The sequence below is a fragment of the Planctopirus limnophila DSM 3776 genome, from assembly GCF_000092105.1.
Taxonomy (GTDB): Bacteria; Planctomycetota; Planctomycetia; order Planctomycetales; family Planctomycetaceae; genus Planctopirus; species Planctopirus limnophila.
This window is the reverse complement of the sequence record NC_014148.1, coordinates 4,385,402-4,406,510: the sequence shown is the minus strand read 5'-3', so window position 1 is coordinate 4,406,510 and position 21,109 is coordinate 4,385,402. Positions and strand designations below refer to the sequence as shown.

Here is a 21,109-nt window from a genome sequence, read left to right as displayed (position 1 = left end):
TGGCGTCAAACATCACGCCGTCTTACCCTGCAAAGGCTGCGCGGAGCATCGCGAGGCTTTGTGGTATGGCTACGGAAGCATTCGCTTTGCCCTCGAATTCCAGCGAGACAAATCCGCGGTATCCTGAGGCCTTGATTAACTGTGCATAGCGGGCGTAATCGAGGTCGAGTGTGTACCAGTTCCCGCCGCCGTAATAAGTCTTGGCCTGTATCAGCACGGCGTGCGGCAACAGTTTTTCGAATTGCGTGTACTGCTCTTCCAGAAAGTTGCCCGTATCGACCGTCGCCTCCAGCCACGGAGATTTGACCGCATCAATCACCCGCAACACCCCTTCGGCCGTGCGGCCCAGCCCCCAGTGATTTTCCAGTCCCATCACCACACCCAGCTTTTCCGCAGCCCGGGCACATTCACCAAACGCATCGATCACCCATTCAAAACCTTGATCAACGGTGTAGCCTTCCAGAACTTCCTCGATCCCTTTGTGAGCCATCAGGTCGTCGAAGTTCTTGCGTGTTCCCCAGGTGCCGGTGTTGACGCGAATGGTGGGAATGCCCAGGTCGTGTGCCAGTTCGAGGCAATGAATCGTGTGCTCGATATTCTTTGTACGCACTTCAGGCTTGGGAGAGACAAATGTCTGATGGGTCGAAAGTCCAATCAGCGGAATGCCTTCTCGCAGGGCCACTTGCTTGATGGAGCGCAAGCCCGCGGATGTTTCGTCAGTCATCTGCCGGTGCAGAATCTCGACACCATCAAAGCCGTAGGCGGAAGATTTCTGAATGCACTCTTCAATCGAAAGTTTCTGATCTGGTTTGAACTGCCAGAAGGAATAGGTCGAAACGCCAATCGGTTGCCTGCGCGCAGCTTTTGGGGGGGCATCTTGCACTTGCCAATCGACTCCGGCGGCATGAGCTGGCTGTGAAGTGAATGCCGCTCCTGCAGTGATAGCAGTCGCTGCCGTGGTGGCGATCCATTCCCGGCGTGAAAGAGGTGCAGGCATTTCGAAAGAGCTTTCTTTGAATTGGAGTGACCTGATCAAAAAAATCTGGCGGCTCCCACTCTGGTAGCCGCCAGGATTTTCTCAGCCAGCGATGAAAACATGTCGATGGCCGGGCCGTTAGAAGTTGTCGCCAACATTCTCGCGGCCATTGCGTGTCTGCAAAGCGCGGAAGATCGTGCTGTCGATGGCTTTTGAGATCGACTTACCAGAACCATCGGCCATTGCAAAGTTAGCAATCTGGCCATGATTGCTGCCAAAGGAGAACAGGTTGATTGTTCCATTGGCGGCATGGAAATCAAACAATTGTTGCTGACCATCCGGGTAAGAAACGCAGCAGCTGTAACCATCCGACCAGAAGCCAAAGAGCGAATCGCCAACGACAATCGTCTGGCCCAGGCCATCTGTCACATCGCGCTTGCCGACGGCACTGTTGCGATAGAGCATGCCATTGTAGCGGGGGCCATTGGAATCCGAGGTACCGGCAGCACCACGGTAGGTGGAGTAACCGTAGTTGTTCGGGCGAGCATTGGGCAATGTCGCACTGGGGCAGATAAAGATATCGATCTTGGTCTGTGCGGCCTGCAGATTCTGGGCGACTGGCGTGCAACTATTATTGGAATCGAGCCGGGGGATGCCAAAGTTGATATTGATGGTCGATTGGTCGAGCTGTGCCAGGACCAGAGCATTCCAGGCCCAGAAATCGGGCATGGTCCAGTTGGTCAAAGTGAGCACCTGATTGCCAGCGAGGGGAATTTGAGCAGGTTCAGGAAAGGAAAGTGCTTCGGTACACACATTGCCAGAATCGAGCCACCCGGAAGGATAGGAACGATGGGCACTTTCGTAGTTCTCGAAGGCCAGAATCAGGTTATGCAGAGCACTCAGGCATTGAGTACGCCGAGCGGCTTCGCGTGCCTGTTGAACGGCAGGTAATAGCAGGGCGATCAGCAGGGCAATAATGGCGATCACCACCAGCAGTTCAATGAGAGTAAATCCACTGCGACTTCGGGACGGGCCACGTTGTGCCAGAGCCGAAGGGAAAAGGGGATGATCCGCAACGGGTGAGCCATTCATAGAAGATTCTCCGCAGTGAAGATGAGCTGGTGACTGTTGAATTTTTGAAGAGCATCGAACGGTCGATGGCGGTTGATAAATCATGTGGACTACTGAATTCTGGTCAAAGTTTAGCGGTAAATCAAAAACAAACCTAATCTGAATTTCATTCTCATCATCCTCTATCTCCTCAGGAAAGTTTTTGTTCGAGGATGAGGCTGGTGATCGACTCTAAAAACCGGGATTGGTTTTGGTATTCGACTTCTCTGTGTTGGTAGCGGCGGGCTTCCCTTTCTTGAGCGGGCCAATTTCCTCCAGCGCCTCCATCGTGACACCCAGGGGGAGTTCTCCCTCGCCCGCTTTAGCGGCTTTGGCAGCAGCAGAAAGCTGGAATTGGCTGGCGAGCAACTCTTTCCATTCTCGCGGCTGCGAGGGCCAGTTTTTCGCAAACGTCACGAACCCGGGTGACATGATCAGATTGGTGTTCGAGGGGTTCGTCCACGCTTTTTGCCACGCAGTGGATTCCAGGGGAATCTGTCGTCTGGCTGAGCGAATCAGCAGATCAGGGAGTGGCCCGATCGCTGTTTCACGACTATGCCATTCAGCCCAGCGGGTGAGATCGGCCAGTTCGGGAACTTCGATCAGTGCCGCCGGCTGGCCCGAGCGGCCAAAGCCACTGAGTTTCCCCAGGATACTGGTATCTGTCACGATGCGAACACTGCCCTGGGGCTTTGACTTCCGCTGATCATCCGGTGTGATGACCGGTGGATAGCGAAAATCCTCTGCGGTGCCAAACAGGCGAAAAACACCTTCTCCTGCCAATAACGTCGCATGCCTGAGATCGATCTGATGCCAGTCTGTACCACTCGAAAGACCCGGCTCCACATGAAAATTGGCCACACCACTCACAATGCCAGATTGCAGCAGCAGGGCTGAAGATTGCACACCTTGCAAAGCTGCAAATCGACCGGGAGATTGAGCCACGGATTCGACAAAGCCCAGATTGAGTTCGCCTTTGCCACTGCCGGTCAAATGGAAGATATCTTTCGGTTGCCAGTCTTCGGTCATCCCGCCTTCGATTTTCACATGGCGGCAGATGATGGTGCCACCTCGACTGACGAAAAAGTTCTCGGGTGCCGGTTTTCCACCGCCAACTCCTCTTAGAACTGCATGACGAATTTCCAGCGAGCCTCCCTCGACTTCAAAGAGGCCTTTCTTATCACCAGCAGGTTTGGGTTGGATGACCAGCGGGGCTTTATCCGGCGGAGAGTTAAACGTGAGGATCAGCCGTCGATTCTTGAGAATGACAGGGGTCATCGTCCTGATGCCAAACCCGGTGATTTCCAGATGCCCGTTCTGAGGTATATCCGACCGCGAAAGGAGCTGGCCCAGATCGTTCCCGTAAGTGGCAAGATCGAGTGTGGTCGTCTCTTTAGGATTTGCAGGGTCCAGTTGCTGCCTGAGTTTGAGCAGTGGTGTCGAAACTTTTGACCAACTCTGATCGGTCAAAGCTGGGGTCGAAAGAAGAGTGACATCACAGCCCAGTATGGCTGAGATTTTCGAGAGCGGAGCGTCTGGGATGGCCGATGTATCGACCAGTGCCGGCGACCATTTTTCGATTTCAGCAGGATTCACCGGGAGTGAATTCCCAGGCCACAACTCTGGTCGAGCCTGCCCATCAAAATCAGTGGCAAAGAATCTTCTCCAGGTCAGAGGGTCTGTCACCTGCAGCCCTGTGCTTTCACCCGAGTCGTATAATCTCGATAATCCACAACACAGGTTGCGTTCGCTGGCAATCGAAAAATCGACAAGGCGCGATTCATCGGCCTGACGATTCGGATTCTGCGGCCAACCAGCCGCTCGAATCAGCGATGAAGTCTTCTTACCTGTCGACATCCCAGCAAACACGCTCTCCGACAGACCCAGCCACAAACCATCAACAGGTTGACCATCGGCAGGTGGCTTAATCTCAACGATCGAATCACTCGTCAAAGCGGTGACGTGCTGGAGAAGCAATGCCCGGCGAACTTCGGACCCATTGGTGCCGACATTCGGGCTGCCGTTCGAACCGGCAGGATTCATTCGCACCAGCGGAACAGCACCACCTAAAAACAAGGATTGCCTCAGCACGCTCTGGCTGGCACCGCCAGAAATGGAGACTGCCCCCAGTTGTGCACCACGAGTGAACAACGTATCGATCAGCAATTGTCCGCCACGGTCGAACGTGGCACCGTTCGCTGTGTTCTGCCAGTCAACTGCAGTGAGCAGACTCTCCGGCGCACGCTCTTGATTGGCATTGGATCCGAGGAGGGCCGTCATTGAGGATTCACGGACTGTCAGCCGGGGGGATTCAACACGAACCAGTGCATTCAGGCTCGTTGAGACATCCGCCTCCGCCAGCCAGTGCAATTTTTCCAACTGCACTTGTTTAGAAATGATGGTCAGGCCAGAGACGAGTGGCTTAACGCCATTTCCTGGAGCAGCTTCGCCTGTGGTGTTTTTCTTTCCCGAGGTCTCGGATGAAGCATCAGATTCGGGGAGCAGATGAATTGTGGCAAAGCCTTGATCACCCGTAATCAGCAGCCGTTCGGTGCGAATGGATAAGCCAGCGGGAAGGTCGTGACGCTCTTTCGAGGAGAGCTTCAGGATCGCGCCTGCCGGAGGAATTCGTTTGATCGCTTCAGTGATGGTTTTGGCTGTCCCCGGGCCGGTTGCCGAGGTAGAGACAGTAATCACTGGCAAACCGGTTTGAGAAAAAGGTTCGAGTGTCCAGCGGGGAAGTTCTGTCAGCGAGGGTTTGGGAACTTCCGCAATTCTCGCTTGCTCAGGCACGATGAGCGGAGCCGTCGTGGCCGGAGACATGTTGTTGCTTGCCCCGGCCTGTTGAGCTTGAGCGGAATTCTGACCTGTCGATGGATTCGTACCTGTCGCAGACTGGTTTGCACCGGCTGCAGCTTCAGCCGGTGTCACCTGAGTGGGAGTGGTGACTTCCGTCTCTGATCCATTGTTTTCAAAGAATGAACCCTGTACGGGTGCCGGTACGGGTGTGCTGCCAAGTCCAAAGACATTGCCAAAATCGGCCAATGTCTTTCCGAACCAGATGAGTGCTCCCACACCTGCAATCGCCACCAGTGGGATGACGAGCTTGCGGAAGTCAAAAGAAATCGGGGTGGAAGGATCGCCCCCAGCCGGTGCACGCCGGGGTGGCAAGGTCGAGGGCTTATGACCTTCTTCCCGGCCATCGGCATTTCGGGATTCTCGATGTTCAACGGGTCGCGAGTACCCACCCGACGACGATTGTCCTCCAGCAGTGGCAAGTTTTTGTCGACCGGAACTGGAAACGTTTTCCCTGGCAGGCGTCAGAGCTTCATCAGATTCCAGTTCTCGCGCCACTTCGCGGGCAATTTCATCAGCCGCACTGACTCGCTTCAGTGAAGGGGCATCGAGATCTTTGAGAAGTTCAGCAGGCGTCTGATATCGGTCGGCTGGCTTTTTCGCCATCATCCGCTGCAGAACCGCGACAAAACCTTCAGGAACCTCGGGATTGATATCGCGTGGATCAGGAATGGGTTTGACCGCATGTGCATGCAATTTGTTGGTGACAGCACCTTCGGCATAAGGAGCTGTCCCTGTGAGCATGTGATACCAGGTGCACCCCAGTGAATAGATATCACTGCGGATATCGGCCAGCTTGCTGTTGCGGGCTTGCTCGGGAGACATGTAATCGACCGTGCCGACCGTGGTACCGGCACGCGTGATATTTGTTTCGAGTGTTTCATCAATCGAACGGGCCAGACCCAGATCGGTGATTTTGACAACACCATCCCGCCGGATCATCAGGTTCGAGGGTTTGATATCTCGATGAACAATATTCTTTTCGTAAGCATGCTGCAGCGCCAGTGTGGTCTGGCGGATGATGTCCAACGATCTGCGGGGAGCAATGCGTCCGCGCTTTTGAATCAGGTCAAAGACATCCGGGCCATCGACATATTCCATGGCAATGTAAAGCAACCCATCCTGCTCACCACTGTCATAGACTGTCACAATGTTGTCGTGTCGCAGTTGAGCCGCTGCCTGGGCTTCGGCACGGAAGCGTTTGACAAGAATCGGGTTCTGGGCTTTGTCTTCGGGTAGGATCTTGATCGCAGCCAGACGTTTCAGTTCCGTATCCCTGGCCAAGAAGACAGTTCCCATGCCTCCCTGACCGAGCTTGCGCTCGATTTTGTAGCGGCCGAGTTCTTTGAGAGCATCCAAACGTTCGCGGGCAGAGACAATAGGAATAGAGACAGGCGTCGCATCTTTGGGCGCGCTCTCGGGAGACTTCGGTGATGCCGGTCTATTCTCGGCGGGCATTTCTCGTCCTGACGAGTCGGAAAAGGGGACTGCATTGCTTATTGGGAGTCAATGAACCCCGAAACCAGATTTTCACTTTGAAACAGAAGGCCAAATCGACAGGAACAACCTCAGCATGGACGACAGAAACATGGTCTGAGGAAGCCTTCCGTTGCCAGTCATTGACCAAACTGACAAGTGACTTCCCCACAAATCAGTCTCCAAAACTGCGCACTCCGATACAAGCGCCTGGGTTCACGAAGTTGCTGGAGCTGGAAGAATTGACAGCCTTTGTGGCACTTTTGCTCCGGGGAAGACTCTGTATCGATGAATTTTCGAGGGATTGTCTTTGACGATGGGATCGAACAGTTTTCTGCATCGCGATTAGCATCTGTAGAGACTTGTTGATCAGGCCCTGCTCACTGGAGTTGCTGATCCCACGAGATGGCCCGATCACTTGCTCCTGAAAAAGTTGTCATCGAGACGATATTCGGTGAGAGAACAGCCGTTACAGACGATTTTTCCGGTAAAGTGTCAAGAGAACTGCACAAATCTGTTCAGTCGTGCAGACACAAGACTGTGATAATTGCGCAATTCTGTAAAGATTCGCTGACTTTGACGCCGTGTGGTGTTTTGGCAACATCTCAAAGAAGACGGAGCCTATGATCTTACGCATCGGGCTCCAAACGCCAGAAACCTGTCAGGCGGCCCCAAAAATCCTTTTGAATCAATCTGTGGCACTGCGAGAACAATGTAACAATTTCAGTGGTGTAAAGGTTGTGAGGTGAGATCGGTATTTCCCCGTAGAATGCTCTTCTGCCAATTCAGGAAATGATTTCTGACCAGGCCGGCAGTCGAATCGTTAGCCCGGTGGAATAGCCTGGTGGGAATAGCTAGAAAACTCTGAAAACTGGCACCTCTGATTCGCAGCGAAAACATGCACCCAGCGGAAAACATGCACATCAGGAAAGATATCATGAGACAACTCTGGATCTCCTTGAGTCTGACAATCAGCCTGCTGGGCTTTTCCGGTAGCCGCGAGGCCTTTGCACAACCATTCCCGGCTGATCCGGGCCTGCCGCTGACTATTGAGCAATTGGCAGTCGCACAGGTTCCAGCCGGGCTGGCAGCCAGCGGCCAGTTCTACACACGCGAAATCAAAGACGATTTGGGAACCCACAAGTACACGGTCTTTCTTCCCAAAGGCTACGAATCAACCAAACGATACCCGACTGTCCTCTTCCTCCATGGAGCCGGTGAGATTGGGAAAGATGGTCTGAAGCCACTCTCTGTCGGTCTGGGACCAGCCGTAACGGCCCGACGAGAGACCTTCCCGATGATTGTGGTCTTCCCGCAAAGTGAAGATGAAACCGGTCGATTAACCGGTGGCTGGCTGGCCGGAACACCCAGCGGCGAACGCGCCATCGCCATTCTCGATGCAGCTTCTAAAGACTTTGCTATCGACCCGAAAAAGATCACACTGGCCGGCTGGTCAATGGGTGGCTTTGGGGCCTGGTCGTTGGGCGAAAAGTATGCGGATCGTTTCCAGAGTGTGTTGATCGCTTCCGGCGGTGGAAACCCGGCAGATGTCGGCCCGCTGAAAAATACACCCGTCTGGGCACTGCACGGTGCCAAAGATAAGCTGGTTCCTCTAGCCAGTGGCAAAGCCATGGCCGATGCTCTCGCCGCAGATGGCGGATCTGTGACATTCACCGAGTTCCCGGAATCTGGCCACGATCTGACGAACGAAGTCTTCAATAATGATTCGGTCATTGAGTGGCTGAAGAGCCCCGCTGCCAAACCCGCCTATCAACCCACGACCGCAGCTGCCAAGGCGAAGCTGGCCGCTTCACAAGCTGCTCGTCCCTTTACACCGGCTATCGAAATTCCCCGTGCCATGGCGGTGCGATTAGGCAATCGCGTGCTCGACAGCGTCGCAGCTTCGGCACCACAAATGGTGGGTAACAACGGTGTTATCTATGGACGAATTGCCGATATCTTTGATTCGACAACAGCCTCAGGCCGACAGTTCAGCGTCCAGTTCTCGAATATCAGCTATAGCGCTCGACTGGAACGAGTCGTGGTTCAAGGGGTTGCTCCCGAACGACTGCGGATTCAACTGGGACTGCGGAACGCCACCCTCACCATTGGTGGAACTTACATTAACGGTGCCCGGCATGCCGCCCAGACCAGCGCTATTGGAATCTACATGGGCTTCAACCGACCCGAGTGGCTGACTGTCGATGTGCGGCCTTATCTGGAAAATGGACGCCTGCGATTTCAGACATTGAATGTTTTTTTCAGCATTGCTCCCGATAACTGGTCGATCTCGCAGCCCGGCTATGTTTCCGCCCAGGGATTTGGTCTGACGCAGGAGATGGTGCGAGAAAACCTGATGAGTGGTCTTTACAGCCGCAAAGGACGCATTGAAAGCGAAGTCCGGAATGCCGCACCTACCATTGTGGCTCAACTGGAGAACCAGTTGAATCTCAATGCGTTTGGTGATGCCAGTGCACTGGTCTCAGCCGTCTGGCCATTGCCCACCAGCACTCCGCAAGTGCGATTGATTCCCCAGGAGATTGTGACCGACGCTCAGGGAGTTTCCATGGTGATGGCACTTCAGGCCGCATCGCTGGATCCTTTGGCGAAACCAGCTCGTCCCGAAGTTGTCAAAGGGGGTGAGTTATCCGTCAAGAAGATCGATCCAGGTCTGGATCTGCGTGTGGCCGTTTCTCCAGAGGTTCTGGGGCCACTCACACAGTTGGCGATCGACAGCGGTCTTTCGCGGGTCAACGTGATGGATGCACCGGAACCATCGTTTGCCAAACTGGCTGATCCTGAGTTCCTGAAGACAATCCTTCCAGGGTTACGACAACTCCCCGCAGGTTGGGAAGCGAACACTGTGTTTGTTCTGACGGAACCGATTCAACTGGCCACGGCGAGTGATCTGGCGGGAGCCTTGCCAGCCTCAGAAAAGGTCTCGGCTCCGCTGGTTCTCAAGGTCAACCGGGCTTTACTGAAAGTGGGGACACGCACCGACGCGACCGCTGCTTTCAAGCCCACAGCCGAGTTTGAATTGTCGATTGCCATGCCAGTACAGGTTGTTTTGAAGGACCTGCCGAATGGCACAACGACGCTGCAACTGGTCTACCCCGCGGAGACTCAGGTCACTGCGAATGGCAAGTATGCACCCGACTTCAAAACGGATGAACAGACGATTGAGAATCAGTTGCTGGCTGACCAGCTCTCTTCGTCCTGGACCAAGTGGATTTCCACAGGAGAGGCAGCGGCCTCGGCACTTCCTCCGGTCCAACTGGGGCAGGCGAGTTACCAGATCAGTCAGATTCAGGCCACGAACGAAGAACTGGCAGCGACTCTCGAAACCCCCAGCATTCGCATTACCAACAAGTCCGAGGAAGCCTTTACATACGAAACCAAAGGTCTGGGTGTCGCCTGGGGTGGGCCTTACACACTCAAACCTGGTGAGACACACCGCTATCGCATTGCCTCACCTTTAACCTACCGCCGGCTGGTGGGCTCGACCTACGAAACCTACACCTTGATGCCCGGCTCACGTTCCGAATTCCGCGTTCCGAGAGAAGGTGGTGCTCCCCGGTTATACGAAGCAAAAAAGTGAGCCAGCTTTTCTTGGAAGATTGACTGAGTGCCATGCTTGCGGTTCGGAGCAAGCATGCCTGATCGACTCTCCACGTACCATGGATCTCTTGGGTCGGTGGCATCGTTTGGCGGTACCCCAGACCTCCCCAAGGAACGGCTTTAGGTAAGACGACTCAATCAAGGGGTGCTGGCTCATAGTCTGTGGGATCAACCCAGCCGGTATTCAGCTTCTCGCCCTTGATAAATCGTTCGTAAAAGCCGCGATGGATTTTGTTCGAGTGCGGGTATTCATCAAAAAGATAACCCTTGCCATCCATGCGAGGATCCTGCTCCTCCTTCAACTGGGCAAAGAGACGGTTTTTGAGTGCTTCCATGCGAGCTGTCAGAGTCGGGTCATCAGCCAGATTTTGAATGCAATCGCGGTCCTGCTGGAGATCATAAAACTCTTCCCGTGGCCGCTTGCCAAAACAGAGTGACCAGTAAGGATCGCTTCCAGCTTTCCGCCGGGCTTCCAGAATGACCGTTTTCGTCGCACCCGCATCACAATTGAGATAGCCCGTTTCCGGATTGCACGCGGGCCAGCGATCAGGCTCAAAATTGTGCAGATAGAGCGACTCATGCGTGATGATGCCACGAATGGGATAACCGACATCGAGCGGGCGACCGATATCGTGCCGCTCCATACCAATCAGCACATGATCGCGCGCTGCATCGACCCGGCCTGATTGTTTCGATTCGAAGATGTCTCTGAGTGATCGACCGGTCGCCGGTGCCATCCCGGTTTCATTCCACGGGATTGATGCCACATCAAGAATGGTCGGTGCCAGATCAATAAAGCTCACGAAGTCGTCGATGGAGCGCCCCGGTGCTCGAATTCCTTTGGGCCACATCATGGCCAGCGGGACATGATTGGACGCTTCGTAGGCGCCTCCTTTGCACCTGGGAAACGGCATGCCGTGATCAGAAGTGACGATCACCAGTGTATTTTCCAGCAGCCCCTTCTCTTCAAGAGCCTTCAGCATCCGCCCCAGATGTTGATCGAAGTGTTCCACCTCATAGGCATAATCAAGCAGATCCGTGCGAACCGTTTCATTGTCGGGCCAATAACCCGGCACATGATCGATTTCACTCAGTTTTTTGCCCGCTTTTTTGATCCCCGAACCAAACTCATAATCGCGATGGGGCTCAATGCTCCCATACCAGAAACACCATGGCTTACCAGCAGGTGCACTCGCCAGAAAATCCCCAAAATTCGAGGCATAATCATTAGGCCCAATTCCCTGGGCAGGCGGTGTGAGCTTCTGCTTGTTGAAGGGTTGCCCTGTCATAGCTCGGGGCTTGCCAGTCTCGTCTTTCGCTTCGCCAGGCCCCCAGCCTTTGGTTGTATAGCCCACATGCCAACCCTTCTCGGCCAACGCTTCCCCCCATGTTTTGAACTCCGTGGGGAAGTAGCACAAATGGTTGGCCGCCTCTTTGAGTTGCCACGAGTTTCGGCCGGTGAGAATACAGGCTCTCGAAGGTGCGCACTTGGCATTGGGCGTATATGCCTGCTGAAAGAGTAACCCCTCGCGGGCGACACGATCAAAAGCGGGTGTCTTCACCCACTGGCAGCCATAAGCACTCGCATGCCCATAACCCCAGTCATCCGCAATGGCGAACAGAATATTCGGTGGCGCCGGCTCCGCAGCCATAGCACCCCGGCAAGTCAACAGGAGCAATATCGCCAGAATCAGTCGATGAATTCTCATGTATGTATCTCCAATCCCGTAGGGTCCGCTGTGCGGACCATGTTTACCGCCCCTATGTTTTTTCAATATCGAGCTGTATTTACGCAATGGCGAGTATTAAACAAAAAAATACCTAATATGGTCCGCACAGCGGACCCTACGGTGATCGCTTCGATTATGGTGGGTGGAGTCGATACAGCTCGAAGAGGGCTGTTTCTTCCTTTGATTCATCATCTCTCCGCACAATATCGCTTACTCGAACTGATGATTCGTTTTCTTTGGTGAACAGCATCCCCGACTGCTTCCACGCTTCGAGAAATTGCGAGTTTCTTCGGGCGTGCGGCCCCACGACCAGCCAGACCTCAGCCGGTGAGTCGCGTTCAATAAATCTTAAATCCTGCACCGGGCCTGTGAGTACAAATCCTTGCGCTCGCAATTGCCAGAAAATGGCGGGCTCACCGTAGACGTAAATGATCGCTGGCTTGCCGGAAGGTGTCTGCCTGCGAACCGTCTGCAGGAATGTGCGACTTGTTTCCAGCATCGCAGTCCGATCCTGCCACGCATGGAACGGAAACTCTTGCTTCTTCAAAAGTGGTGAAAAGCTTCCCAGCAGGAGCAGGGGTGCCAGGACCAGAAGCTGCTTAGCGCGAGAGAGCATCTTCCCAATCAGCACTCCTTGATTCAGATAAATATTGGTTCTCGTGGCGATGTAGCGATGGTACCCGTACGAAAACAGGAGAAACGCTGGTGGCAAGATCGGTGTCAGCAGTCGTGGATAGGATCGATACATCGGGATCGAGAGCAATAACCCGGTCATCCAGGTCAGTAAAAACAAGACGGCGATCCTCGTAACTTCGATGGGTGCGACGGCTTGTGTCATGCGAATTTCGGGGATTTCTGATTCCACTGCCGCAAACTTCGGCTGCATCAGTCCCCAGTAAGCACCGATGAAGCCGCCAATCATCCAGATGGTGAGATCACCTGTTCCCAAGGCCAACACGCAAAAAAGTAATAACCAGTTGCAGTGTAAGATTGTGAGCCCGCCAACTCGAAGATAACCCGCAGCGACAATGCACGATGCCAACAGAGCCAGCGAGAAGTAGGTCGAGTAGTGCCGAATCGTCTCCCATTGATTCTGGAATTGCGTGAACCACTGCCCCAGACCCGTCACATATTGGGCATGATTGGCCGAGACGGCTGCATATCCACCAGTGGCTTGCAGTCCCCAGAGCACAGGGAGCCACAGCACGACGGCAATCGCACAAATGCTGACGGTCATCTTCTGCACCCGCGCAGCCGGCAGGACATGGCATTTGAGGATCCAGCCGGCAAACTCAGCCGCCAGGAGAATCGCCAGTGGCAGCCAGCCTGAGTATTTGATGCTCCATCCGAGAGCGGTCCAGCCTCCCGCAGCGAAGATGGATCCCCAGGGGAAGTTTTTCTGTGCCGGAGTAGTGAGCGAGCGGATCATGGCGCGAACCGCCAGCAACATGCAGAGAGTCACGGGAATATCGGTCAAACCTGTGCGTGAGTAACTTGCCAGCAGATCCGAACAGGCGGCCATCAATCCCGCGATCAAACCCACTTGCTCACAGAAAAACTCTTTGCCAAAAGAGTAAATCACTCCACACAGGGCAATACCGCAAAGAATGCCCGGCAGCATGACCAACCAACCGGGATGCCCAAGGCCCAGCATGGCACCGATCAGTTGTGTCCATTCGAGCACCAATGGCCAGAGTGGGGGCGCATAGAAAAACCGGGCCGGATATTCGTAACCCTGGTCAGGCCCGAACCAGATGTTCGAAGCGTAAACTCCTTCATCAAAGTGTTCGACGCTTTGATTCCATATTCCCCAGCATCGAATCACTGTGGCGAGGCCAATCACCAGCCAGAAAGCCGGCGTGAGCTGTGCCAGCTTCGACAACATACCGGGTGCTGGTTTGTCGCCCGCTGAGCGGACGGGGCGTTTTGCAGGCTTGCTCTCTTGACGCGGATTCACAGGTCTCGCCACTCAATCAGTCGTTATCGCACACGCCATCCCGTGAGCTTCATGCTGTCCATGACACATAACCTGGTGCCATCGTACTTTGTACGATGAAAGGAAGCCGCGCCATGCGCATGTCCTGTTAGGTGAACCATGAATTCCAGCTCCCCTTGAGAGAGCTTACCTAACAAAAAAGCCCTCTGCCATTACCTGACAGAGGGCTTGGAGAGTACTTACCATCCGCGTGGTAAGCAGAACTCAGTCTGAACTACTTGGGATCTGCTTCCTTGAGAGTGAATTGCACGCTCAGTGAGCCACTGTCGTCGTTGGTCGAGTAACCTGCGGAAGATCGCAGATACTTGGCCAGTTTTTCGAAAGGTGGCAACTTCTTGAAGTCGAGCCCTTCCGCTTCAGCAGCAATCCCTTCACCGGCTCGGAGTTGCTCGTAAATCGTCTTGAGCTGTGCATCACCCTTCTGGAAGGTGATCGCCGAGACTTTCGCCGGGAAGAACTTCGAGAGCTTGCTGTAAGTTGGCGAGGTCGACAAAGGAGTGCGCGTCCCGCGAACAATCCCTTCGATCACTTTGACGTCGGCTGTGATCACAATCGCGTTCGCAGTGACTGCCAGAGCGGGAGTGATGCCTTCCTGAGGAGTTTCGAATTCGTAAATCTTCTGACCTTCGAAATCACGGGTTTCGTGTGGGGCCAGTCCCAGATCGAGCAGCTTCGCAATCAGCTTGGACGCCGCACTGGTATCTTTGACTTCGATTGCCAGCGTCAGGTCACCAACAGGATTCTCTTCCGAGATCCCGGTTCCTGTGGAAGTGAAGTGCAACTTTCCACTCAGAAGATCAATCACATCCTTCTTCAGGTGGATATTCGGTGGCTGCTGGGCCACCGAATCCATAAAACGGGCGCAGGCACCACCACCAGCAAATGAGTCATACAAGGCTTCGCCAGCAGCATACGCTGCCTGGAAATCCCAGTTCAGACCGGTGTACATCGCGGCATTGGCACCGACCCACTTGGGAGGTGTCATCGCAATCGCAGGGAACTTGAAGAAGTTGATCACGCCGGAGGTTGGCTGTTCCACATGGACATAAGTCTTGACGATCGAATCGAAGTCGTCTTCGTCGATAATCATCGAACCGCCCACACCCTTGAGCTTGTCGAGCCCCAGCACTGGGAGCATACCAATGACTGACTGAGCCTGTGGCTGCTGTTCCTGAACAGCGGTAGCAATCTGCTCGGTCAGCAGAACGGGATTCACGAACCACTTGAAGTCGGGCTCAATGCTGTCATCCTTGCGACCGACCTTATCCATCACCAGAGTGAAGGCTTCGTTCTTCGCAAACACGTCTTCGTTCTCACCATCCCAGCGATCCAGAATGGCCGCAGCGGCATCCTTCGAAGTGGCGAACACAAAGGTTCCTTCGCTGAGGAAGTATGCCAACTGCTTCACAGGGCTGTCTGCCACTTTCTCTTCTGGCAAAGTGACAATCGTCACGCTGACATCATCCATCTTCTCGGCAGAAATCTCGGCACCTTCTTCTTTGAGGGCCGCTTCCATCTTGCCGATGAGCGTCTTGATGGTCTCTTCCGAGTCACCATAATCCGCCATCAAAATCCCCGAGATTTCACCACTTTCCGTGGGAAATACGGCAATCGCCACCTGACCTTGAGGGACTGAAAGAAGCTCTTCCAGCGTCAGTCCCAATTCTTCCTTCAGCTTGCTCGAACCTTCTTCAATTTTGGCCTTCACATCGTTCAGAAATGGCTGAAAATCAGGATCCGCCAGCAGCTTGCCAAAGGTCGAAGCCTTAACACCTTCGACCAGGCCGGGAACATCAGGAAAGGCCACGAAAAATGATGTCTGGGGCGGCACGAGAAACTCGGCGGCCAGATAATCATCCTCTTCTTCGGCTGCAGCGGCGGCAGCACCTTTGGTCGCTGTCCCTTTGGTTGCTGTCCCCTGGGCCATGGCCTCAGGAACACTCCAGAAACCCGTGGCAGCCAGCATCAGGCTAAGTGCAGACATCCAGAACAGTTGTCTCATGAAACCCATTCTTTCGAATCTTCAGGAATCGTGTGGAATTCAAACCATTTGCTGCATGATGGCAAACATCCGCTGCCCAGAGAAAACTCTGCTGGAAGCTCTGTGTCCCCATCAGCGAAATCACCAGTAGCATGGCGTGTTCAGAATGTGAACACAATTGAGAAATTGTTGAGACAATCGATCGTCGCAAAATCTCTCGGTTTGTTCACATTTCGTCCACACACTCCAACAACTCTCGATTTCGCGTGATCAACTCGATCATGCATGCCACAATTTCTGTTTACCCATAAGACTCAGCTTCGGTTTCATGAAATACAATCTCAAGCTGGTTCAGCAACAGAGGACTCTTCCAGTAGCGAAACCGGCTGAATGACATCCATCGGAACGTGCTTATCCGATGTCCGGGTGGGTGTTGAGAATTCCACTCGCGCCCCATGAAGTCAGCTTCCCAACTTCGATCAGAAGTCACTCGGCAACAACCGCCCGTCCTGGCGATCCATCAACATGCGAAACGTCTTCATATCGATGTTTTCGCTTAAGAACCGCACACTCCCGTCACCTAGGGCAAAATGACAACCCCCGGTGTGAAGACTCGAAAAACCACCGGTTGCAGGCCCTATCTTGGCCACAATTCTGTCGATTTGAGCCTGTGTAATCTCCTCAGGTGTCAATGTCTTCTCGGGTTCACCGGCCGATTCCCCGGGTTGAGCCACAGGATCGCTCGTTGCCTCGTCGGGGGTCTCTTCGCTGGTCGTTTCGTCGATCCAGCCCGGAAGCATTTCACCGGCATTCTCTTCGCCTCCCAGTGGATTCATCGGCCCCTGGAACTGATTCGATATTTGTGATCTCCACTCATTGATTCTCAAACCACCATTCCTTAGTGAAGCCCGAGTCCCCGACATCCAACTCAAATTGACCAAGAGAGTCCCAGGGCCATAATCACGCGGGTCTTCATACTCACCCAGAAACAACGTATTCGAACTCCCGTCTTCAATTTCTTCATAGCGGACTGAACTATTTAAAAAGAAAACTCCCAATTGACCGGAGTTGACATACGCCCCGACAGGGTGATGCACTCCCGCATACGATGTACTCCCCCCCCAGCTTTGCGGCAGGCTTTCGTCAGAAAATGTATTTACAGAACTGGGGCACTGCATCACGCTGAACGCTCTCCCCCGCACTGGCTGGTTGGCTTGTGAATAGACTGAGCTGGTAAAGTCAATGTGTCGAAAAGCTGCTGGTTGCTCAATATAGGGCAGAATCTGTGTCATCCAGCCCATGTGATAGCCATCTGGCAGGTTATGCACCGGCCCTGTCGCATTCTGACTCCCGGGCGGCAAAACTTCATGTGCCGCCATATAGTTGTGGATCGCCAGCACCAGTTGCTGAAGATTATTACGACATTGAGTTCTTCGAGCCGCCTCACGAGCCTGCTGCACTGCCGGCAACAGCAACGCAATGAGTATGGCGATAATCGCAATCACCACCAGTAACTCAATCAAGGTAAATCCCGTGCGGATAATCTGCCTCTGCCGAGCTGTCACGGGCGTTCTAAAAAATAAGAGTCCTCTGTGTGCCATGCGTGCAGCCCCGGGCAAGCATGCCTTCGTCAACTTATGCCTGGTAATCATTGACTGCATCCATAATCTGATCATGAGAGACGACCTTGATCTGTAAACTATTATTGAATGTTGATCTGTTTTTTAAATGTCAATCGATTCGCAAATCACTGATTCGGTGATAACCATAAGTAAGATCGCCGCGAAACAATCTTTTTCTCACGAATCATGAGTTCAACCTGGATTTCACAAAGTTGGCTCTCAGGCTTTTCTTGCGGAGTCAGGTGCTCCTCCCGGATCAGGCGGTAAGTAATGCGCGCCCGTTCCTGCTCGCGTCCGGTCGCGAGTTCCAGAACCTGCTGTGGTTGACTCATCACGCCATCTCGCTGCTGGCTCTCCGCAGAGAACATCCCCTGGGGATTTTGCCTGAGTACCTCTTCGGCTCCCCGCTCAAGATAATCCATCTGGAGTGTCCGGCGCGTACTTTCACCCTGCTGTAATAACATTACGGCTGAAATCACCAGAGCAGTGGATGTCAACCCAAAAAGCACCAGTGCAGCGACAACAAACGTCGTCGCCGATCCACGTCGCGACCGCGTATCAATTCGTACTTGACCCTCAGAGAAAGACTTCATGGCTTGACTCCCTGAAGATTCTGCGCTGGTGGAGCCTTTTGGCCCCGGTTCTCGGGAGTCGTGGCGTCGGCTGGCTGCTGAATTAGTTCATCCTCGTGAACCTTCGTTTGATCACCCAGCCATTCTCGCTTGATCGGGGCACGAATCATCTGAGATTGCCCGGCTGTCGCGGAGATTCGGGTCTTCCACAATTTCGGAGTGTCCGCACTGCCGCTCGATCCCGTGCGAGTAGTGACTAAAGGAGGTGGCAAGGAGATTTCCAGACTGACGAAGGCCGATTCAGATCCTTCACCGGCCCGCACCTTTACATCAGAAACAATCCATTCCGCAGTCGCATAGGGAAAAATATAGCGATCAGAAGTTGCCGTACCGCGAGCATCAGCGGGCGAGTTATCATCCGTCTGGCTTCCTGAAACTTCTCGATGAACCACAAGCTCATGGGGCCGTTGTTCAATGCGGTAGGTAATGGGGAGATCGGCTTTTCGCGTCATTTCGGGATGAGTGATGGCCGGAGTCTGGAGCTGAAGGGTCTTGGCTTCAGCCGAGATCTTGACTTGTGAGGCACTCCAGACATCCCGCCGGAAATCTGTCGCCAGCCGACGCAGGCTGATCATGCTCATCATGCGATCTGCCTGCCCTGCCTGGGCCTGCAACATCGTCACCATCATCGTGAAGACGAGTGGAATAATCATCCCGATCACCGAGATCGCCACCAGCATCTCAATCAAGGAATGCCCACGCCGGGGCGAAGTTCGCGTACGACTCACTGCTACATCGGCACACACCAGCTTGCCAGTCACTTTCCGCTGCTGCAAAAGAGTTATCTTCAGCATGCTCATTGAACACCCTCCTCAACAAACTCCTTGCTGGCAGTGGCTGGTGGCTGAGATTTCATCTCTGCCGATGTGGCCGGAATCCAGCCACTCAGTCTGAGTGGAGCATGCCTCTCGTGCGAAGTTTTTGCACCTTGTGTGATCTGCCAGTCAATCGCGACCTCCCATTGTTCAAGTGGCCCTGCATCGAATGGAGCCACCTGAGCATCGTGCTGCCACTGGAACTGACCCGGACTCCGGGTCAACTGCAGCTTTGCGACTGGCAATCTTTCGCCAGCAAGAAGACTGGCGAGCAGCCGCTCGCGAAACGAGTCACTCAATCCGGCCTCAGGTTGGAGAAACTGAGCCGGCAATTCCTCCAGATAACACCCTTTTTCCAATACTTCATACACGGCATCGCGATCTTTTACTGAGGCAGCGATGATGTCATCGAGACAATTCGCTGCGATCTGACAGGCGAGCTGTTCCTGATACGCCAGCCGCCGCGAACGGGCGACAAACGAAAACATCGGCACGAGGCAGCCCACCATCACACTGAATAAGATGATCGCGATGAACAGATCCTGCAGAAACAGACCCGCTCTCGCTCCTCGATCAAGGTTTCGAGAAACCATCACTGACTGACCTGCGCTATGGCAATGAAGCGAACCATGAATTCGCGACTCCCCGTCGTAGTTTTTTATGAGTTGTTGATTCATGACAGGCTGCTCATCATCGTCGTTAAGCTGCTCATAATTCCGTAACCGAGAAACAGTCCACACACACCAATCATGATCACAAAGATTGGACCGACAAACTCCGCATACCAATTCCAGATGCGACTTTGTTGACGCAATTGCATCTCGGCGATTTCCCGCAATGTAAATGCCACCTGCCCAGCTTCCCGTGCCGTCAATATCAGCGGTAACTCATGACTTTTCAGAAATCGATACTTAACCAGTGCCACGGGCCAGTCATATCCCTGGCGGATCGCCTGTGCCACCATTCGCAATCGATTCGCCAATCGCGTAGAAACCTCGACATCGGCCAGACGATCAAGGTCATCTTCAATACTTCGTCCACCCTGAATCGTCGCAGCCAAACCCCGCAAAATTAATGGCCGCTTCAGTTGATAAAAGATCTGCCCAAACACGCCCAGCACCCACGGTTGCTCGCCGGTAAAACCGCGATGCAGAATCCCCAGGACAAGGATTGTCGCCAGTAACGACGAAACCATAGCACCCGCGAACAAGAGGATGTGACCTTTCACAGAGATCAACATCTGCAATGACCACGGGGTCTCGATATCAAAGTCGTTAAAGATCCTGAGTATCTTCGGAATGATAAATACACCAATAAATCCATAAACTCCCGCAGCCACCAGGAGCGTCATCAGAAAAATTTCATAAAGCTTATGAGACGATTGTCGCAATTCACTCTGGAATTCATTGAGACTCTGCTGCACATCCTGCCGGAGCGACTTGGCTAAGGCCTGAGGCGAAGCATTCGCTGCGAGAAACGTATCTGGCGAGTCGAGAATCTCTGTACTGGCCGCCAACGCAGGCACCCATTCAATCCCGTAATCCATATCTCTCGAGATCGCACTCATCTGCCGACGGACTCCCCGTGAAGGGAAATCATCCCAGCCCACAAGTTCATCGCGCACATCCTGCCCACCGCTGAACACGCTGACCAGTGCCCAGCGAGTGCCCAGTTGTTCCACCCGATTCTGGAATCCATACCAGGTGATGACACCCATCAAAACGGTCATCAGCAGAATCCAGAACATAAACGCCCCCAGACCCAGCACGGGAACGATACTCAGGCAGATCACCAGCAGACAGATTTGATTGACCGCCAAAAATCGCAACTTGAGCCGGGCACTTTTCAGAGTGCGGTGGTGGAGTAAATCGTAGCGCAGGGCAGGATCCCGCTCGACGTTCCAGCGGATATAGGCGGCACGCCAGCCAATAATCCCGATGGCGATCCCCGGAATCGATAAAAATACCGCCAGCAACAACTTGAGGAGAAGCCAGACATCGACCAGCATCCAGGGAGTCATGAAAGCCAGCATTCCCAAGATAAAGACAATCGCACTCCCTGCAAACAACAGGATTGAGTTAATGATTGGCCAATGGGATCCCTGGATCGTTAATGATCTGCCTGCCGCAGGGAGACGTAAACCGGCTATCATTAAAAAAGAAATGAGTAATAGCGGCACGTTGAGTAATACCAACATCGCTAGCAGCTCAAACAGATTTCGAGGACTCAGTCCCGTCGAAAAGCTGATCAGGTCCATAATGATTGATCCACAACCTCAGTACTCACGACGACCTCCT

The 21,109-nt window shown here is 53.7% G+C and carries 12 protein-coding genes; 1 reads left to right on the top strand and 11 read right to left on the bottom strand.

Annotated features, from left to right (window positions below):
- Window positions 1-22: 22 nt before the first annotated feature.
- From PLIM_RS17495 to PLIM_RS23180, 3 genes are all read right to left on the bottom strand, one after another.
- Window positions 23-997 (bottom strand): sugar phosphate isomerase/epimerase family protein, encoded by a 975-nt coding sequence (locus PLIM_RS17495; protein ID WP_013111646.1) that lies wholly within the window; start codon window positions 995-997, stop codon window positions 23-25.
- A gap of 117 nt (window positions 998-1,114) precedes the next feature.
- Window positions 1,115-2,068, bottom strand: a complete 954-nt coding sequence (locus tag PLIM_RS17490; protein WP_013111645.1) for a DUF1559 family PulG-like putative transporter — start codon at window positions 2,066-2,068, stop codon at window positions 1,115-1,117.
- A 210-nt stretch (window positions 2,069-2,278) separates the two neighbouring features.
- The gene (locus PLIM_RS23180; RefSeq protein WP_013111644.1) at window positions 2,279-6,400 is read right to left on the bottom strand and encodes a serine/threonine-protein kinase; all 4,122 of its coding nucleotides are present in this window, start codon (window positions 6,398-6,400) and stop codon (window positions 2,279-2,281) included.
- 955 nt (window positions 6,401-7,355) lie between these two features.
- Between PLIM_RS23180 and PLIM_RS23175 the strand changes: the two genes are divergently transcribed.
- Window positions 7,356-10,016 (top strand): carboxylesterase family protein, encoded by a 2,661-nt coding sequence (locus tag PLIM_RS23175; RefSeq protein WP_013111643.1) that lies wholly within the window; start codon window positions 7,356-7,358, stop codon window positions 10,014-10,016.
- Between the two features lie 154 nt (window positions 10,017-10,170).
- On the opposite strand, the gene PLIM_RS17470 is transcribed toward PLIM_RS23175, so the two are convergent.
- The 8 genes from PLIM_RS17470 to PLIM_RS17435 form a co-directional block, all read right to left on the bottom strand.
- A complete protein-coding gene (locus PLIM_RS17470; protein ID WP_013111642.1) occupies window positions 10,171-11,745 on the bottom strand; it encodes a sulfatase family protein in 1,575 nt (524 codons plus the stop codon).
- 154 nt (window positions 11,746-11,899) lie between these two features.
- Window positions 11,900-13,723: an ArnT family glycosyltransferase gene (locus PLIM_RS17465; RefSeq protein ID WP_013111641.1), complete on the bottom strand. Its 1,824-nt coding sequence runs from the start codon at window positions 13,721-13,723 to the stop codon at window positions 11,900-11,902.
- A gap of 253 nt (window positions 13,724-13,976) precedes the next feature.
- Window positions 13,977-15,764, bottom strand: a complete 1,788-nt coding sequence (locus PLIM_RS17460) for a DUF3352 domain-containing protein (RefSeq protein ID WP_196349473.1) — start codon at window positions 15,762-15,764, stop codon at window positions 13,977-13,979.
- 458 nt (window positions 15,765-16,222) lie between these two features.
- The gene (locus tag PLIM_RS17455) at window positions 16,223-17,308 is read right to left on the bottom strand and encodes a DUF1559 domain-containing protein (RefSeq protein ID WP_196349472.1); all 1,086 of its coding nucleotides are present in this window, start codon (window positions 17,306-17,308) and stop codon (window positions 16,223-16,225) included.
- Between the two features lie 182 nt (window positions 17,309-17,490).
- Window positions 17,491-17,958 carry a hypothetical protein gene (locus PLIM_RS17450; RefSeq protein WP_013111637.1) on the bottom strand — a complete coding sequence of 156 codons (468 nt, stop codon included), beginning with the start codon at window positions 17,956-17,958 and terminating at the stop codon, window positions 17,491-17,493.
- Window positions 17,955-18,791 (bottom strand): PulJ/GspJ family protein, encoded by an 837-nt coding sequence (locus PLIM_RS17445; protein ID WP_196349471.1) that lies wholly within the window; start codon window positions 18,789-18,791, stop codon window positions 17,955-17,957. The genes PLIM_RS17450 and PLIM_RS17445 overlap by 4 nt, the downstream gene beginning before the upstream one ends.
- A gap of 2 nt (window positions 18,792-18,793) precedes the next feature.
- Window positions 18,794-19,405 (bottom strand): hypothetical protein, encoded by a 612-nt coding sequence (locus PLIM_RS17440; protein ID WP_041402111.1) that lies wholly within the window; start codon window positions 19,403-19,405, stop codon window positions 18,794-18,796.
- Between the two features lie 80 nt (window positions 19,406-19,485).
- Window positions 19,486-21,069 carry a type II secretion system F family protein gene (locus tag PLIM_RS17435; protein ID WP_013111634.1) on the bottom strand — a complete coding sequence of 528 codons (1,584 nt, stop codon included), beginning with the start codon at window positions 21,067-21,069 and terminating at the stop codon, window positions 19,486-19,488.
- Window positions 21,070-21,109: the final 40 nt, after the last annotated feature.

Excerpts from the sequence above, each read along its gene's own strand:
- PLIM_RS17495 (WP_013111646.1), bottom strand. The coding sequence starts at position 997 with ATGCCTGCACCTCTTTCACGCCGGGAATGGATCGCCACCACGGCAGCG.
- PLIM_RS17490 (WP_013111645.1), bottom strand. The coding sequence starts at position 2,068 with ATGAATGGCTCACCCGTTGCGGATCATCCCCTTTTCCCTTCGGCTCTG.
- PLIM_RS23180 (WP_013111644.1), bottom strand. The coding sequence starts at position 6,400 with ATGCCCGCCGAGAATAGACCGGCATCACCGAAGTCTCCCGAGAGCGCG.
- PLIM_RS23175 (WP_013111643.1), top strand. The coding sequence starts at position 7,356 with ATGAGACAACTCTGGATCTCCTTGAGTCTGACAATCAGCCTGCTGGGC.
- PLIM_RS17470 (WP_013111642.1), bottom strand. The coding sequence starts at position 11,745 with ATGAGAATTCATCGACTGATTCTGGCGATATTGCTCCTGTTGACTTGC.
- PLIM_RS17460 (WP_196349473.1), bottom strand. The coding sequence starts at position 15,764 with ATGAGACAACTGTTCTGGATGTCTGCACTTAGCCTGATGCTGGCTGCC.
- PLIM_RS17450 (WP_013111637.1), bottom strand. The coding sequence starts at position 17,958 with ATGAAGTCTTTCTCTGAGGGTCAAGTACGAATTGATACGCGGTCGCGA.
- PLIM_RS17445 (WP_196349471.1), bottom strand. The coding sequence starts at position 18,791 with ATGCTGAAGATAACTCTTTTGCAGCAGCGGAAAGTGACTGGCAAGCTG.
- PLIM_RS17440 (WP_041402111.1), bottom strand. The coding sequence starts at position 19,405 with ATGGTTTCTCGAAACCTTGATCGAGGAGCGAGAGCGGGTCTGTTTCTG.
- PLIM_RS17435 (WP_013111634.1), bottom strand. The coding sequence starts at position 21,069 with ATGGACCTGATCAGCTTTTCGACGGGACTGAGTCCTCGAAATCTGTTT.